Annotated in this window: 16 protein-coding genes; all 16 read left to right on the forward strand. The window is 56.9% G+C overall.

The annotated features are described in order from the left end of the window. Positions 1 to 296 precede the first annotated feature (296 nt). Positions 297 to 800: a type VI secretion system contractile sheath small subunit gene (tssB, locus tag LU684_RS04440; protein WP_232894181.1), complete on the forward strand. Its 504-nt coding sequence runs from the start codon at positions 297 to 299 to the stop codon at positions 798 to 800. 16 nt (positions 801 to 816) lie between these two features. Continuing rightward, a complete protein-coding gene (gene tssC / locus LU684_RS04445; protein WP_232894182.1) occupies positions 817 to 2,307 on the forward strand; it encodes a type VI secretion system contractile sheath large subunit in 1,491 nt (496 codons plus the stop codon). Beyond that, positions 2,304 to 2,714: a type VI secretion system baseplate subunit TssE gene (gene tssE / locus LU684_RS04450; RefSeq protein ID WP_232894183.1), complete on the forward strand. Its 411-nt coding sequence runs from the start codon at positions 2,304 to 2,306 to the stop codon at positions 2,712 to 2,714. The genes tssC and tssE overlap by 4 nt, the downstream gene beginning before the upstream one ends. A gap of 3 nt (positions 2,715 to 2,717) precedes the next feature. Next, positions 2,718 to 4,484: a type VI secretion system baseplate subunit TssF gene (tssF, locus tag LU684_RS04455; protein WP_232894184.1), complete on the forward strand. Its 1,767-nt coding sequence runs from the start codon at positions 2,718 to 2,720 to the stop codon at positions 4,482 to 4,484. Beyond that, positions 4,448 to 5,464, forward strand: a complete 1,017-nt coding sequence (gene tssG, locus LU684_RS04460) for a type VI secretion system baseplate subunit TssG (RefSeq protein WP_232894185.1) — start codon at positions 4,448 to 4,450, stop codon at positions 5,462 to 5,464. The genes tssF and tssG overlap by 37 nt, the downstream gene beginning before the upstream one ends. Next, entirely contained in the window at positions 5,461 to 6,018 is a 558-nt protein-coding gene (locus tag LU684_RS04465; RefSeq protein WP_232894186.1) for an FHA domain-containing protein, read from the forward strand. The genes tssG and LU684_RS04465 overlap by 4 nt, the downstream gene beginning before the upstream one ends. After that, complete coding sequence (gene tssJ, locus LU684_RS04470; protein WP_232894187.1) at positions 6,015 to 6,809, forward strand: type VI secretion system lipoprotein TssJ; 795 nt, start codon at positions 6,015 to 6,017, stop codon at positions 6,807 to 6,809. The genes LU684_RS04465 and tssJ overlap by 4 nt, the downstream gene beginning before the upstream one ends. Before the next feature lie 52 nt (positions 6,810 to 6,861). Beyond that, entirely contained in the window at positions 6,862 to 8,199 is a 1,338-nt protein-coding gene (gene tssK / locus LU684_RS04475) for a type VI secretion system baseplate subunit TssK (protein WP_232894188.1), read from the forward strand. Positions 8,200 to 8,263: 64 nt separating this feature from the next. After that, positions 8,264 to 9,070, forward strand: a complete 807-nt coding sequence (gene icmH / locus LU684_RS04480) for a type IVB secretion system protein IcmH/DotU (protein WP_442964197.1) — start codon at positions 8,264 to 8,266, stop codon at positions 9,068 to 9,070. A 132-nt stretch (positions 9,071 to 9,202) separates the two neighbouring features. After that, entirely contained in the window at positions 9,203 to 9,718 is a 516-nt protein-coding gene (locus LU684_RS04485; RefSeq protein WP_232894190.1) for an Hcp family type VI secretion system effector, read from the forward strand. Between the two features lie 73 nt (positions 9,719 to 9,791). Then, on the forward strand, positions 9,792 to 11,858 hold the full coding sequence (locus LU684_RS04490; RefSeq protein WP_232894191.1) for a type VI secretion system Vgr family protein: 2,067 nt from the start codon (positions 9,792 to 9,794) through the stop codon (positions 11,856 to 11,858). Positions 11,859 to 11,872: 14 nt separating this feature from the next. Continuing rightward, entirely contained in the window at positions 11,873 to 13,228 is a 1,356-nt protein-coding gene (locus LU684_RS04495; RefSeq protein WP_232894192.1) for a DUF2169 family type VI secretion system accessory protein, read from the forward strand. 1 nt (position 13,229) lies between these two features. Further along, positions 13,230 to 13,586 carry a DUF4150 domain-containing protein gene (locus tag LU684_RS04500; RefSeq protein WP_232894193.1) on the forward strand — a complete coding sequence of 119 codons (357 nt, stop codon included), beginning with the start codon at positions 13,230 to 13,232 and terminating at the stop codon, positions 13,584 to 13,586. 4 nt (positions 13,587 to 13,590) lie between these two features. Beyond that, on the forward strand, positions 13,591 to 14,805 hold the full coding sequence (locus tag LU684_RS04505; RefSeq protein ID WP_232894194.1) for a hypothetical protein: 1,215 nt from the start codon (positions 13,591 to 13,593) through the stop codon (positions 14,803 to 14,805). Beyond that, positions 14,802 to 15,251, forward strand: coding sequence for a hypothetical protein (locus LU684_RS04510; RefSeq protein ID WP_232894195.1), 450 nt, complete (start codon positions 14,802 to 14,804; stop codon positions 15,249 to 15,251). The genes LU684_RS04505 and LU684_RS04510 overlap by 4 nt, the downstream gene beginning before the upstream one ends. A gap of 52 nt (positions 15,252 to 15,303) precedes the next feature. Continuing rightward, a complete protein-coding gene (locus LU684_RS04515) occupies positions 15,304 to 16,269 on the forward strand; it encodes a hypothetical protein (protein ID WP_232894196.1) in 966 nt (321 codons plus the stop codon). The last annotated feature ends 140 nt before the right edge of the window (positions 16,270 to 16,409 follow it).

Here is a 16,409-nt window from a genome sequence, read left to right on the forward strand (position 1 = left end):
TAGCCGACGAGAGCAAGAACTCCGACTACTTTGAGCGCCCAAAACTGACAAGAGCCTAGCCCATAAAAAACAGGTGATACAAACAAATATTTTTTAACATTTTCGTGCTCGACCAACCCCCACCAGCGAGCGCATGTTTTTAAAGAACCCATCAAGTCCGACCCACTTTGTTTATAAAAACCCGTCAGACCTGTTTAAACGAAACATCAATATCAGGGAAATTTCCTACACGTCACTTAAGACACACTTAGAGAACTTCCACAGGAAACCCCTACATGCCAAGGAGATATTCTGCGATGTCGAAAACCCTGGGATCGGTTGCACCTAAAGAACGTATCAACATCAAGTACGTACCCGCCACGGGCGATGAACAGGCCGAAGTAGAGCTGCCGCATAAGATGCTGGTGCTTGGTGATTTCGGGCTGGAAGACACCCGTGCCTTGGAAGACCGTTCGGTCATGCGCATCGATAAACACACCTTCAACAATGTGTTGAACGATGCCGATGTCAGCCTGGGTATGTCCGTACCTTCTGCGCTCAACACAGCCCCGGACGCGGAGCTGGCGGTCAACCTGCAGTTCAAGTCCATCAACGACTTCGGGCCAGACAGCATCGCCCGCCAAGTACCGGAGCTGAGCAAGCTGCTGGAGCTTCGCGAAGCATTGGTCGCCCTTAAAGGCCCCTTGGGCAACGTGCCCACGTTCCGCAAGCAACTGCAGCATCTGCTGAATGACGAGCAAGCGCGCAAACAACTGGCCCAAGAACTGAACCTGGTGCTCGAAGCGCCGAAAGAAGACTGAGACAACGGAGCGTCCCATGCCAAAGCAAAACAACACGACCGTCACGGTTGAATCGACAACGGAGACACTGAGCAACGCTACCCTGCTCGATCAGATCATGGCAGAAACCAGGTTGGTGCCCACTCAAGAGGGCTATCAAGTCGCTCGCCAGGGTGTATCTGCCTTTATTGCCGAAATCCTGAAGAGCCATGACCCAGATCAACTCATTAACAAACATCGCGTCGATCAGATGATTGCTGAGCTGGATCGGGTCCTCAGCAAACAGATGGATGCCATTCTGCATCAGCCTGAGTTCCAGCAACTTGAGTCAGCCTGGCGCAGCCTCAAACTTCTGGTCGACCGCACGGACTTCCGAGAGAACATCAAGCTTGAAGTGCTGCATGTCAGCAAGGAAGACGTACTTGATGACTTCGAGAACGCGGCCGATATCACATGCAGCGGAATATATAAACACGTTTACACCGCAGGCTACGGCCAGTTTGGTGGCGAGCCCGTTGCGGCCATGCTCGGCAATTACAGCTTCGGCCCCTCTTCCCCCGATATCAAACTATTGAGCTACATGGCCTCCGTCGGGGCCATGTCGCATGCCCCATTCCTCGCAGCCCCCTCCCCTGAATTCTTCAACCTCAGCAGCTTTGAAGAGCTGCCCAACCTGAAGGAGATCAAGGACATTTTCGCCGGCCCGCGGCATGCCAAGTGGCGCGCATTTCGTGAAAGTGAGGATGCCCGCCATGTTGGGCTGGCAGGACCGCGCTTCATGCTCCGCTCTGCCTATCATCCGCAAGACAATCCGGCCAAGAGCTATCACTACCGCGAGGACATCGACGGGCGGCACGATAATTACCTGTGGGGCAGCTCAGCCTTCCTGCTGGCCAGCTGCATCAACGACAGCTTTGCGCGCTACCGTTGGTGCCCCAACATCATCGGTCCCCAATCGGGTGGTGCCGTCGAAGGCCTGCCGGTGCATCTGTACGAATCGCTGGGTCAGCTTCAGGCCAAGATTCCTACCGAAGTACTGATCTCCGACCGCAAGGAATTCGAGCTGGCCGAAGAGGGCTTTATCGCCCTGACCATGCGCAAGGACAGCGACAACGCCGCGTTCTTCTCAGCCAACTCGGTGCAGAAGCCGAAAAATTTCCCCAAGACACCCGAAGGCCTGCAAGCACAGACCAACTACAGGCTCGGCACCCAACTGCCCTACCTGTTCATCGTCAATCGCCTGGCCCACTACATCAAGGTGTTGCAGCGCGAGCAGATCGGGAGCTGGAAGGAGCGACGGGACCTTGAATCCGAGCTCAACAAATGGATCAAGCAATACGTCGCCGACCAGGAGAACCCGTCTGCCGATGTACGCAGCCGTCGCCCGTTGCGTGCTGCAAAGGTCGAGGTTTCTGACGTCGCCGGTGATCCGGGCTGGTACCAGGTGTCCCTCGCCGTGCGCCCGCACTTCAAGTACATGGGAGCGAATTTCGAAATCTCCCTGGTTGGTCGGCTTGATACCCAATGAGTGGCTTTTTCGATGACTTGGTGACGAATCAGTTCGCAAGCCAGGTGCCGTCCAGGCAAGAGAACGCTACGCAGAAGTTCGCCGCCATCAAGCGCCACCTCGAAACGCTGCTCAACGCTCGCCAGGGTTGCTCACAGAGCAGCCCTGAGCTGGGCCTGCGCGACTTCAACGGGCACGACGTAAGCAGGGGCGACCTCCTGAAGCAAGTGAGCGCAGACATCCGCCGCACCATTCAGCGCTTTGAGCCACGTGTGCACGTGCGAACGCTCAAGGCAGTGCCTGATGGTCATGCCCCGTTGGAGCTGCATTTCAGGCTGGACTGCCACGTGCAGGTCAACAACCACACGGAGCAGCTGCAACTGGAGCTGCTGGTCAACGGCCATAACCGCCACACCCGCGTGAGGTGACCCATGTCACTAAAGGATCGATTCAGCGAAGAGTTGCGTTATCTCCATGAGCTGGGGAACGACTTCGCTCAGGACAACCCACAACTTGCCCGTCTGCTCGGCAAGGGTGGTAGCGACCCGGATGTCCAACGCCTGATGGAGGCTTTTGCCTTCCTGACGGCCAAGCTGCGGTTGAAGCTGGAGGACGACCTGCCGGAGCTGACGCACCCGATGCTGCAGCTGCTGTGGCCCAATTACCTGCGGCCTCTGCCGAGCACCACGATCATTCAGTTCACCCCGCGCAAGCAAGCGCTCAGCCAGTCGCAGCGTATCCCCAAGGGCTCGCGGTTGTTTTCCAAACCTGTGGATGGTGTGCCCTGCGAGTTTCGAACCTGCACGGCGGTGGACATCCATCCGTTCGAGATCGACGCAGTGAGTGCTACCCAGACACTCGACAGTTCGGTGGTTCGGCTTAACTTGAGAACCTTGGTCGAGCGGCCATTGAACACCTTGGGCTGCGCCAGCCTCGATTTTCATTTGAGCGGTGATACTCAAACTGCCCGCACCCTGTATCTGTGGATTGCTCAATACCTCAAACATGTCGAAGTGACGGTCAATGGCGAGATCCGTCGGCTGACGGCCAGCAGCATCGTCCTCCCAGGTTTCAGCCCGGTTGAAGCCTTGCTGCCTTACCCACAGAATGTCTTCGACGGCTACCGGATTCTGCAGGAGTACTTCATATTCCCCGAGCGTTTCCACTTCTTCAGCGTAGCCGGGCTGAACAAAGTCTGGCCCGATCAGACGACTCAGAAGGTCAGCCTCGAATTTCACTTCACCCGACAGTTACCTGATTCGCTGCGTGTCGGCAGCGCAGACTTCAGCCTGTTCTGCACCCCTGCAGTAAACCTGTTCAGCCACAGCGCCGAGCCTATCGACCTGTCCAACCAGTCCGCCCAGGCTGAGCTCACACCCCGAGGTGCGGCGCGACACGCCTATGAAATCTTCAGTGTCGATCAAGTCTTCAGCACCCGCACGACAACAGACGGCAGTACCGGTGAACACCTGCGAACCTTCCGGCCCTTCGAGTCGTTCGCCCATGAGATCGAGCATATGCAGGGGCGCACAGCGCTGTACTACCGCTACACGCTTGAAGAATCCCTGCGCGAGGATAGCGTTACTCACCGCATCGCATTTGTCCGCGCAGACGCCAACGCCTACATCGGCGAGCTGGAAACAGCCTCCATCGACCTGACCTGCACCAACCGCGACCTGCCGCGGGCGTTGGCTATCAATGACATCAATGTGATTTCCGAGGTCACGCCGCCCCTCGCCACCTACACCAATATCTGTGCCCCAACCCGCCCCTATCGACCGGTGCTGGACGGCCAGTTGCAGTGGGCCCTGATCTCCAACATGTCGCTGAACTACCTGTCGCTGCTCTCTGCCGAGCCGCTTAAAGCGGTCATCAATGCCTATGACTTCGCCGCCCTGCATGACATCCAGCAAACCCGTACCACCCGCAAGCGCCTCGACGGCATCCGGGACGTTCAAACAGAACCCCTGGATTGGCTGATCAAGGGGCAGCCCATTCGCGGCCTGCGCACGCGGCTGAAGCTGGACCAAAGCGCATTCCTCTGCGAAGGCGACCTGTATCTGTTCGGTTGCGTGCTCGCCCACTTCTTTGCCCTGTACGCCAGCATCAATTCCTTCCACCAACTGGAAGTGATCAACACCACCAACAACGAGCACTACACATGGCCAATCCAGACCGGCAAACAACCGCTGATCTAGCCGACAAGCTGCTCGCCGAGGCGCACCAGTACAACTTCTATCAATTGCTGGAGCGCCTGCACGGCTTGCACGGGGATGACCTGGAACCGCGCTGGCCCGACCCCGCCATCCGACGGCGCGTCCGGCTTGCCAGCGATCCGCGGCTGACCTTTCCTGTGTCCGACGTGTACAAGGCCGAACGCATGCGTGAAGCGGACGACCGCTATCGCGTGTGCACCACCTTCATGGGCCTGCACGGCACTGACTCGCCCTTGCCTACCTATTACCTGGAAGAAGTGTCGTACGAGCATGCCCACGGCATTGGGATACGACCGGCGTTCTTCGACTTCTTCAACCACTACTTGCTGAGCCTTTTGCATCGCATCTGGCGCAAGTACCGCTATTACATCCGCTTCCAGCCGGGCGCGACCGATGGCTTCTCGCAGTACATTTTCGCCCTGCTCGGATTGAATGACAAACAACTGCGCGGCGACACGCCGCTCCCTTGGAGCCGGCTGCTCAGTTTCGCCGGTGTCATCGCCAGCCGCAGCCGTGCACCGGGCACTGTCGCCGGCATCATCGCCCATTGTTTCGACTTGAAGCAGGTTCACATCCGCGAGTTCGAAACCCGCTCGGTTCCCACCACGACCAAGCAGCTGGTAAGCCTTGGCCGCAGCAATGGCGAGCTTGGCAGCTCGTTCATGGTCGGCAGCCGCACGCGAACCCGCAGCAGCAAGTTCACCATCGTGATCAGCGAGCTCGATCAGGAACAGTTACGTGACTTGTTGCCCAGCGGCCTCAATTTCAATCGCTTGCGTGCACTGATCGATTTCCTGTTGCGAGACGGACTGGCCTATGACCTGGAGCTGCGTCTAAAGCAGAACGCGCTATCACCCTTCTGCCTGCACCGCAGCCAGGGCGCCTACCTGGGCTGGACCAGCTTTGTCGATGACCGCCACGGCCAGATCAGCCCAGTCGTCCGGTTCCGGGGGCGCTCATGAGCACATTGATCTTGAGCATCATCAACCTTGATCAGTTGCAACACAACGTCACTGCCCGACATCGATTCGATCGCACAGGCGGCACCCTCGGCAGCGCCGGGGCCACCTGGCGGATCAACGATCGTGAGCAGACCGTTGCGCCGATTCACTGCGAGATTCGCTGGACGGAGGGCAGCTTCTGCGTCATTGACCGCTGTCAGCGTACCTACCTGAACGACAGCCACGACAGCGTGGGATCGCTCGCCCCCAGGCGACTGCTGGACGGCGACCAACTGCGCATTGGCGCCTATCGACTGCAGGTTCAACTTTCGCAGGCCGATGCACGTTCTCTGGGGGACCTGTTCAGTCATGAACAGCGAACCCTTGATCACTGGCTACTGGAAGCGCCAGCCACCGCTTGGCGCCCCCTTTCAGGCGCCAAGCACGTTGCCGCAGACATCTGCTCGGCCTTCGCGCCCGGTATCGGCAACGACCCCTTGGCGGCACTGGACAAAGTAACAGGGGCAGCCCAAGAGAACCCGCTGGAACATCTGATTGCAGGAGAACGTCCATGACGCGTCATTCATTCGTGGCCGGTCTGATGATTGCACTGCTCGGCATTTCGGGTTGCAACTCCCTGAGCAAAATCGGCCAAGTGATCATGGATCCCTCGATACCCCTCGGAGCGCCCAAGGATCACCCTACCCAAGTGGCGTTCAGCATCAATGCCAGCCCCACACTCAATGGCAATCCGAACAGCGTTGTGATGGCGCCCGAGTTGGAGACCGTCATCGAGCCCAACCCCTATGCCGTTAGCCTGAGCGCAGGTGATCCCTATGTGCTGACTGAAAAAGTCGGGGCCTTGTTCGAATACCTTCAGGAACACTTTCCAGCGATCTCGCCCGTCGATATGCCAGTGGACGATGGCGAGGAGCCTGCGCGCTCCCCCCTGGAGGAAAATGCCCCCGGCAGCTACGACGATCCGACCGTCGCCCTGACCTTGCCGCGCACCACCACCCTGGCTGCGGAGCCCGTCGCTACGCCCATGGCCATCAAGATTCTGCAACTGCGCGACGATTCACTGCTGCGCAACAGCGTTTATGAGCTGCTGGACAAGGACCCTGCCAAGGCGCTGCGAAGCACCTACATCCGCGATGACGACTACTTGCTGCGCCCCGGCCAGTTCAAGTTCATCCCTTTTGCGCCCATCGAACCCGAAACGCGCTTCGTCGCGGTAATCGCCGACTACCGCAACCAGGAAAACGCCACCTGGAGCCAGGTGCTGAGCATTCCGCCTCGCGGCCACCAGATCATTCTATCGGTGTTGCTCAACGACACGCAGGTTCTGCTCAAGGGGGAGGACTGATGGCGCCTTTAACCCTGCCCTTCTCGCTTACTCACGCTGACATGGAGCGCTCATGAGTTCACGTAATCCCGTCTTGTGGCCTGAGGGCCTATTCGTCAAACCGCAGCATTTTCAGCAGGCTGCCCGTGCCGCCGAAGCAGCGTTGCATCAGCGCCTTGGCAGCCTGAACGCAGCCTTCTATGGCTTCAGCGAACTGCAGTTGAACGAGGAGTACTTGAGCCTGGGCAAGATCGCCATCACCCGCGCGCGCGGCATCATGCCGGACGGCACGGTGTTCGATATCCCTGCTGACCTGCCGCCACCTCCACCGTTGGAAATCGAGGACGACGGCGCCAAGGACAGCGAGATCTTTCTGTGCCTGCCGCTGCGTACCGAGGGTGGCCGCGAGGTGAGCTGGCCCGACAATGCCGCCAACTTCCGTTACCGCGCACAGGCAGAGGAAATCAAGGACACGCACAGCGCCGACGGCGACCTGGTGCAGGTTGACCTGGCAGTGCCAAACCTGCAGCTCAAACGCAAGGCTGACGATAGCAGCGCTTACACACGGCTGGCCCTGGCCCGCATATTGGAACGCCGCCCGGACGGGAGTCTGCAACTGGACGAAGGCTTCTATCCCACCAGCGTTTCAGTGCGTGCCGTACCCGCGCTGCAACGCTTCCTGGAAGAAATCACCAACTCCCTGCGCGAGCGGGCACGCAACCTCGCGGCCCGTATTGGTGCCTCAGGGCAGTCCGGCATCGCGGACATCCGCGACTTCAACCTGCTGCAGGCCATGAACCGCTGGTGGCCATGCTTCCAGCATCTGGCCAGGCAAGGCCAGACCCATCCTGAGCAGCTGTACCTGTGCATGAGCCAGGCCTGTGGCGAGTTCGTCACCTTCACCGACGAGACCCGCCTGCCGCAGGAATATCCCGCCTATCACCACACCGCGCTGCGCACGTCGTTCAAGCCCTTGGAAGACACCCTTCGCCGGGCGCTTAGCACGGTACTGCAACCTAGGGCGGTATCGCTGCCATTGGAGACGCTGGAGTTTGGGGTGATGACCACCACACTGGAAGACCGTCGCCTGATCGACCAAGCCGATTTCATCCTGGCCGTGCGCGCCAATTTGCCACCGCCAACGTTGCGCCAGATGTTTGTGCAAAAGGCCAAAGTCGTTTCATTGGAATCGTTGAACGAAGTCGTGCCGCTGCAACTGCCCGGTATTCCATTGGTGCCGCTGCCCGTGGCGCCGCGGGATCTGCCTTTCCATGCAGGCTTCACCTACTTCGAACTGGACCGCCGCGACCCGACCTGGGCGGCCATGAACACCTCCAATGGCTTCGGTATTCATGTCGCAGGCGAGTTCCCTGGACTTGAACTGCAGTTCTGGGCGATCAGGAGTGAATGACATGGTAGATAACAAGACTTTCCCCACTGATGCTGCACAGATTGAAAGCAAAAAACTGCAGACGATGATTGAGGAGTCCTTGTCCGGCGACTCACCCGCACCCGCTGAAGCTGAAGATTCCGATCAGAAAACCAAGTCAGAGCCTGTTTATGCAGGCTACGCAGCTGACCCGGACTTCCAGCTGCGCGGTGGTTACGAAAACCTGATGCTGGATGCCGCTGCCCCGTTGTTCGGCCTGGTGATACGCCTGCGCACCCTGGACGCGTTGCCCAATATCAAGGACGTGCACCAGCAAGTACGCAACCAGATCGACAATATTCGTGAGGAGATACGCCAGCACGGCTACGAACCCACTCAGCTGCTGGCGTACTCCTACGGCCTGTGCCTCTTCATCGATGAAGCAGTCATGGAAAGGCCCTGGGGCAAGGCCAGCTGTTGGAGTCAGGAACCCCTGCTCAGCATCTTCCACGACGAAACCTGGGGTGGGGAGAAAATCTTCACTGTGCTCTCGCGCCTGATGCAGGAGCCCGAGCGCTATCAGGACGTGCTTGAGTTCATGTACTTCGCCCTGTGCCTGGGCCTGAAGGGCAAGTACGCCATCGCGCCGAAAGGCGAAGAGTCACTGAACGGGCTTATTCACCAGCTTCACGGGATCATCCGCGAACTGCGCGGCCCCGTGCCGGAGTCGGTCGGCGATCCCTACACCAACGTGGCCCCGCGCAATTTCCGCATGAACCGGCAATGGCCGTGGTGGAGCCCGTTAGTGATTTCCGCCATTGCCATGGCGGTGGCCTATGGCATTTACAGCTACCGCCTGCACCTGATCACCACCGAGGTACTGGAGTCGCTCAACGGCATCTTGCAACAGTAAACAGCCGCCCACAGACGCCACTGAATTCAACGAATTGACGAGGCAATTGCTTCGTTGACAAGCCCATCGTTTCCGATGGCCACGCCACCCTGAGTGCGCGTGTTTATCCACATGGATGCAGGAGAAACTGCCATGCCAACACCCGCTTACATCAAGATCACTGGACAGAACCAAGGCCTGATCACTGCTGGTGCATTCACTGCCGACTCGGTCGGTAACGTTTACCAGCAAGGTCATGAAGATCAAATCCTGGTTCAGGAAATCAAGCATGAAGTGACCACACCCACTGATCCACAGAATGGTCAGCCGAGCGGCCAGCGCGTACACAAGCCGTTCATGTTCACCAGTTCACTCAACAAGGCGACGCCGCTGATGTATCAAGCGTTGGTCACAGGCGAAATGCTGTCGACAGTCGAAGTCAATTGGTACCGCACCTCGACGGAAGGCAAACAAGAGCACTTCTTCTCAACCACGCTTGAAGACGCAACTATTGTCAGCATCAACACCGTCCTCCCCCACGCTCAAGACAAGGTGAACGAGAACTACACGCAGTTGGTCGAGGTTGCGATGACCTATCGAAAGATCGTCTGGGAGCACACCGTAGCGGGCACCGGTGGCTCTGATGATTGGCGCGCACCAGTCGCCTGATATTCATGAATGCGCCGGGCGGGTTTACCTGCCCGGACTTTGTGTCACCTCAGACGGCGGACAAGGATTGCTTATGCCTAGCCAATCTGATTTGCGTTACAGCTTCCAGCCGCTGGTTGGCAAAGCTGAATTCGAAGTGGTGTCGTTCGAACTCCGAGAAGGGATCAGCACACCTTTCGAACTGGAACTGAAGTTGATCAGCTACGAAAACGATATCGATTTCGGCCACCTGCTCGACAAACCCGTGCTCTTCACCATCTGGCAAGCGGAACGCCCGGTGCGTTACGTGCACGGACTGGTCAGTCGTTTCAGCCAGGCGGAAAGTGGCTTCTACCGCACCTACTATGACGCGCTGATCGAGCCACAGCTGGCCCGCGCCAACCTGCGTTCGAACTGGCGCATCTTCCAGCACAAGACCGTGCCGCAAATTCTTGAGCTGATGCTCCAGCGCCAAGGTATCAACCAGTACGAACTGCGCGCCAGCATGGACCATCAGGTCCGCGAGTTCTGCGTTGAGGCCGGTGAGACGGACCTGGCGTTCATCGCCCGCCTGGCGGCTGAAGAAGGCTTCGTCTACCGCTTCGCGCACAGTGAAAAGCTGCACAAGCTGATCATCACCGATCGGCTGCAGTCCTTCGGCCTGATCAGCCATGGTGCCATCAAGACCGACGATGAAGACGAAGGCTTCTGCGATGATGACGAGCCTTCAGAGCCTGACAGCGTGCTGTACCACGCCAACAGCGGCGGCGATCAAGCCACGCCTTGCCTTCGCCGCTTGCGCTACAGCGAGCAAGTGCGTACTGCCCGCCAGGTGCAGCGCGACTATACCTTTACCAACCCTGCCTACCGCCAGGAGCACAGAGCCGCCGGGCCCTTTCTGGAGCATCAGTCCAAAGAGTACGAATACTTCGATTACCCAGGCCGCTATAAGCGCGATGCCGTGGGCAAACCGTTCACTGAAAACCGCATCACAGCGCTGCGCCATGATGTACGTATTGCCGAGGTCCAGGGTAATGACGTGCGCCTGCAGCCGGGTCTTAGCTTCACCCTGACCGGCCACCCGCGTATAGACCTCAATGCGCACTGGCGGGTGAACACGGTCATCCATAAAGGCACTCAGTTCACCAGCCTGCAGGAAGAAGCCGCCGACGTCGATGCAAGCACGCGCTACGAGCAGACCGCCGTGCTGGTCCCCGGTCGGACCGAATGGCGCCCTGCGCCATTGGAAAAGCCGCGAATCGACGGGCCGCACATGGCGACCGTCGTCGGCCCACCGGGCGAAGAGATCTATTGCGATGAATGGGGCCGGGTAAAAGTCAGTTTCCCCTGGGACCGCGAAAGCCAGAACAACGAGTTCAGTTCCTGCTGGCTGCGGGTGTCTCAAAGCTGGGCCGGTGGCAGCTGGGGCGCGATGGCCATCCCGCGCATCGGCCAGGACGTGATCATCCAGTACGTCAATGGTGACCCCGACCAGCCGATGATAACCGGGCGTACCTACTGCGGTGACCAACTGCCGCCCTACGACCTGCCCGATCACAAAACGCGCATGACCATCAAGAGCCAGACCCACAAGGGCGATGGCTTTAACGAGCTGCGTTTCGAGGATGAGTTAGGCCGGCAGGAAGTATTCATCCATGCCGAAAGAGATCAGAACAACATCGTCAAAAATAACGAAACCACCTTCGTTGGCAACAACCGCAGCGAACGCGTAGACCACAACGAAACCATTTCCATTGGTGACCACCGCACCGAAGACGTTGGCAAGAACGAAACCATCAGCATCGGCGCCAACCGCAGCGTGACCATCGGTGCGAACAAGACCGAAACCATCGCGCTGGCCAAGGCGGAGACGATCGGACTGGCGAAGGCGTTGAGCATTGGGGCGAGGTATCAGGTCAGTGTCGGCGCGGCCATGAACACGACGGTTGGGCTTAGCCAAAGCGAACAGGTCGGCATCCACAAGTCCGTGATCGTCGGCAACCGCTTCAACATTACCGCAGGCGACGAGCTGAGTATCACGGTGGGCAAATCCACGTTGGTCATGAAGTCCGATGGGACCGTGTTGATCAACGGCAGCAACTTTGACTTCAGTGCCACAGGGCCTGTGCAAATCAACGGCAAGGACGTCGATATCAACTGAAGGGGTAACCCAACATGGAATTTCGCAACCTGACGCCGTTTGACGTCATGTGCTTCAGTGCGCTCGCGCCTGACGGACAGGAACATCCGGTTATCGCGATGAAGGTCGGCTACCGCCTTGAACCGATTGAAAATCAGCCAGGACACTGTCGCGCTATCGTCATTGATGAAGACCCGCTGCGACTATGTACGGCCGATACCTACCATGGTGAACCCGGCTTCAGCTCCGTACTTGAAGAAAGCGACCTGGCGCCCTTCAAACCCCGCTGCGATGTCATCGTAGTCGGCCACACACATGCACCTGCAGGACGTCCGGCACACACTTGGGAGGCTGGATTACGCATCACATCCACCCGCCCCAGAGTCGAACTCCCTGATCCAGCGCCGCCAAAGCGTGCACCGGGTGTTTGCCTCACCGCCGCCGAACTGCAAGAGCATCAGGCTAATATCCTGGAAGTGCGGCGACGTAATAGGGAACAGCGCACGCCGCAGTTGTTATTGGACAAAACACTTCGCTTTACTGGCCCGCGTGAGTTTCGCCATGGCCTACTCGGTTGGCATTTTTCCGAACCAGAACTCGCTACCCGCGTTCCGCTGCGCTGGGAGCAGGCTTTTGGGGGATCGAGCCAAATCGCCAACCCACAATTTGGGCGCGCACCCGATGCTCCCGAGTTTCTACTCAACGAAGTCTGCTTTAGTAACCCATTAGGCTGTGGATGGCTAGAGCACCGCCATGGAAAGTTGCATTACGAGCTGACGGGCGACTCCCTTGAGCGCTTGCGGGGCCCCCAAATAGAACATTTGGACGATCCCATTGAACGTCTCGTTCGCACACGGCACCCTGCGGGCCCGTTGGATGCATCAGCCATGGCCGATGTGGCCAATGGGTATGGCTACACGCCCGCAGGCTTTGGCGTCGTCGGCCGGGCGTGGTCCCCACGTCTGGCACTCGCCGGCACCTATGATCAAACCTGGCAAGACAATCACTGGCCAGGCCTGCCGCAAGACTTCGACTTCACGTACTGGAACGGCGCCCCCTCCGATCAACAGATCACTCACCCGGCGCCCAACGCGCGCATCACGCTGTTCAATCTGACCGACCCATCGTTGAGCGCTGACGGGCGCTGTGACTTCCAGTTACCTGGGCACAGACCTTTCGTACTCATGCGTATGACCAACGGTGTGATGCTCCCGCTGCCCATGCTCACCGACACGCTACGTATCGATACCGATGCCATGACGCTGTCAATGACCCACCGCATCAGCCTGCCTGGGTCGCTCGATATCCGTGTCCTCGAAGCGCGGTTTGAGACCAATCCTGACGCTCCCATCATCCGGCGCGCAAAACGCCTCAATAGGGAGCAGCTGTGACATGGCCGACAACGTAATGGCCCGCCAACAGGGCAAATGGACGGTCGTCAGCATCGCCCCCGATGTTTGCAAAACGCCCATGGGCAGCAGCATTCCACCCGTGCCCTATCCCGTTACCGCAGAGCTCGATACCAGCACCGGGGTTGCCAAGAGCGTACGCGCCAATGGTCACCCGGTTGTGGTCTACAAACGTAGCTTCACACCCAAAACCATCGGCGACGCAGCTGGCAAGGCCAAAGGCATCAAGAGCGGCACTGTCGAGGGCAAGTGTCACCCACTGGAGCACAGCAGTTCCGTACGTGCCGAGGGGCGTCACCTGGTTCGTCATGGCGACCTGTTCTGGATGAATGGGAGCTGATGCCATGAGTGAACAGCCCCTTCAACTGGACACACTGCATGTCCAGGTAAAGGAAGTGCCTCTACGCAAGTTCTCAGGAGGCCCGGACCGAATGTTCGTGCAGACTGACGGCACCGGCAAGGTGCTGGTTGATTTCGCCGATGGGGTCAACGAGTGGGGCAAAGCCCTGGAACTCGACGAAGCACAATATGAAGCATTGCGTCAGGAGGCATTTCAGAGAGAACTTGCTGACCTGCAGGACATACCCACCTACACTGAACTCTACCCACCCGCAGATCACGGTGGCGCTATCACCTCGCCCAATGGCAACACCCTGGGGCGCGTGAACGGTGAAACGCCCCCAATGGGTAAGACTGCCGACGGCTCTAATGCTGACGTGGACAGCGAGACACCGGCAGAAGGGGTAACGGGCGAACAGGTGCTGGACGGTATCCAGTTAGGGCTGGATATTGTTGGCCTGATTCCAGTGGTGGGCGAGATTGCCGATGTCGCTAACGCCGGCATCAGCCTATCCCGGGGTGACTATGCAGGTGCGGCGTTGTCCCTGCTTTCGGCTATTCCCTTCGTAGGTTACCTGGGCACAGCAGGCAAAGTCGGACGATATGGCACAAAAGCGGCTGCGGAAGCTTCGGCCAAGGCCGCCAATCAGATGGCGAAACGAGCAAATGATAAGACAGCCAACGAAATAGTTGAGAACATTTCCAGCAAAGCCACCAATAAAAAAAATAAGAACCGTAAAAAGAGAGTACCTCCAGGCGGAAAGAGCAAGGGAAGAAAAAAACTAAAGTGCGGCGAGTACGGTAAATGTGGTGATCTGAAAAGGAAAAATGGTAAGGGCAAATACGATCGCGACCATATTCCCTCCAAAGCAGCACTGAAAGCACGCGCAGAAGCTTTGAAAGGTGAAAAACTAACCAAAGCTGAAGCGCAGGCTATAGAGCGTTGGGGAAACTCTATAGCAGTTCCGCGACAAGCACATATAGACATCAGCCCAACCTACGGGCAAACTTCTGCCAATGCTGCAAGAGATGCGAAAGATCTTGCCGGTTCTGCGCGCAGAGACGTCGAAGCGATGCTAGAACGCATTGATGAGTATGACACCGATGGAGGATGCAAAAAAGCCTACATACAGGCTGCCAAGAGAGTGCTCAAAGACAATGATTGGTTTGACAAAAGACTTAATGACCTCATCAACCGTGGACTACGAGAGCTGCAATGAAACACTTTGAATACCTAGGATATTACTACGGCGAAACTAAGCTTGACACCCTGCTGGCAGCGCTAGACATTAATGACCCTCCCATTCTTCCACGGGGAGATACAGACACCTACCTTTCAAACGAGATGACTGGAATCGAATTAACATTCTCGGATTCAGAATCACTCAGCACCCCTCAACGCGACTACCCGGACGGAGCGCTCGTACTGGTAAACATTCGATACTATGGAAGGAAAATAGAAGCATTTTCCGTCTATCAAGGCACGTTACCTTACGGGCTGACATTTGGCCTAAAAAAATCTGAACTCATTTCATTACTTGGCGACCCAGAATGGAGAAATCCAGAAGAAATTCGCTTGCGTTGGAAACGCGGAAACCACCGGATTCACGTGACTCTCAGTAAGAATGAAGGAGCAATCATCGTCTCTGTAGGGCTTCCGCTTTAGGAACGAAGCCATTACCGAGAGCATAGAAATCGAGCATAGAGAGGCATAAGAAATGAACGCGACAGATTTCACATCCCTTTTTGGCGCCGCCAGTGATGATGAGCGAGTGATAAACCTGTTTCGCAAATTAAACACACTGCGTCGCCCGCAACGACCAAACGCATCACACTTCGAATTTTATGATTGGATCTTAGTTCGCAAGCTCGGACTGGAGCTTGGTTTCGTAGATGAAGAGTATCAGGCTGCCACCGAACGCTTTCGTTGGGGACATGGAAAGCTGATCCTCGCACAAGCCTATTTTTATTCCGAAAATCATAAAATTAAGCAATTTCCGGGAAATTTACCAGAAGGATTAAACTTTTCAGATAGCCGCAAGCAAGCCAATGAAAAGCTTGCTAAATTCGAAACCACCCGACATTCATACGTTAATGACACATGGGATTTGAACGGCTACAGACTCACTTTAAACTACAAAAATAATGACCGCACAATTGATAAAGTCGCATGTAGAATGCTGCCAAATCCAATAAGCAGCACCACACAGCTCGACTTCCCTAACCTAGAAACAATATACAATGCTTTGGGATGTGCTGTTCATAGTCGAGAATTTAGAGAGCTCTGGCCGGATTCATTAAACGATAAAAACCATCAAGCTTCCGAGAACGATACCGAGCTCGACCTCAGAGAATCATTAGGCCTATCACTACAATTTGTAACTTCAAGTACTGGAGCACTATTTCACTCAATCACTTTCCATAGAAATCGTGATCAAGACTCTGCGGGCTGGGGTGGTCGTCTGCCCAACGATCTTGATTTCGAGGATTGCCCAAGAGCCCTTTTTTTGAAAATATCCACTCCCCCTTCAAAGCAAGGAAATAGCGACTTAACTGGATACGCCGTCTGGCACTTTGCACAATACACTCTCCACGTACTGTTCAGCAACATAGAAAATCGCTTAATAAGAGTTAAGCTCACCACCCCTGGCACGTGGAAGTGTGTAGAGGACTACGACGATTAAACTGCTCAAGCTCAGGACGGCTAAATGTTAACGTCTAGTCATCCCGACAAACTCACTATTCTTTAGCCACGTAGATTATCGAGAGCATTGGTCGTTTCATTTATGGGGTGATACAAACCACACCGGCAAGAGCCACTCGG

Source organism: Pseudomonas sp. NMI542_15 (assembly GCF_021283425.1).
In the GTDB taxonomy this organism is placed as follows: Bacteria; Pseudomonadota; Gammaproteobacteria; order Pseudomonadales; family Pseudomonadaceae; genus Aquipseudomonas; species Aquipseudomonas fortuita.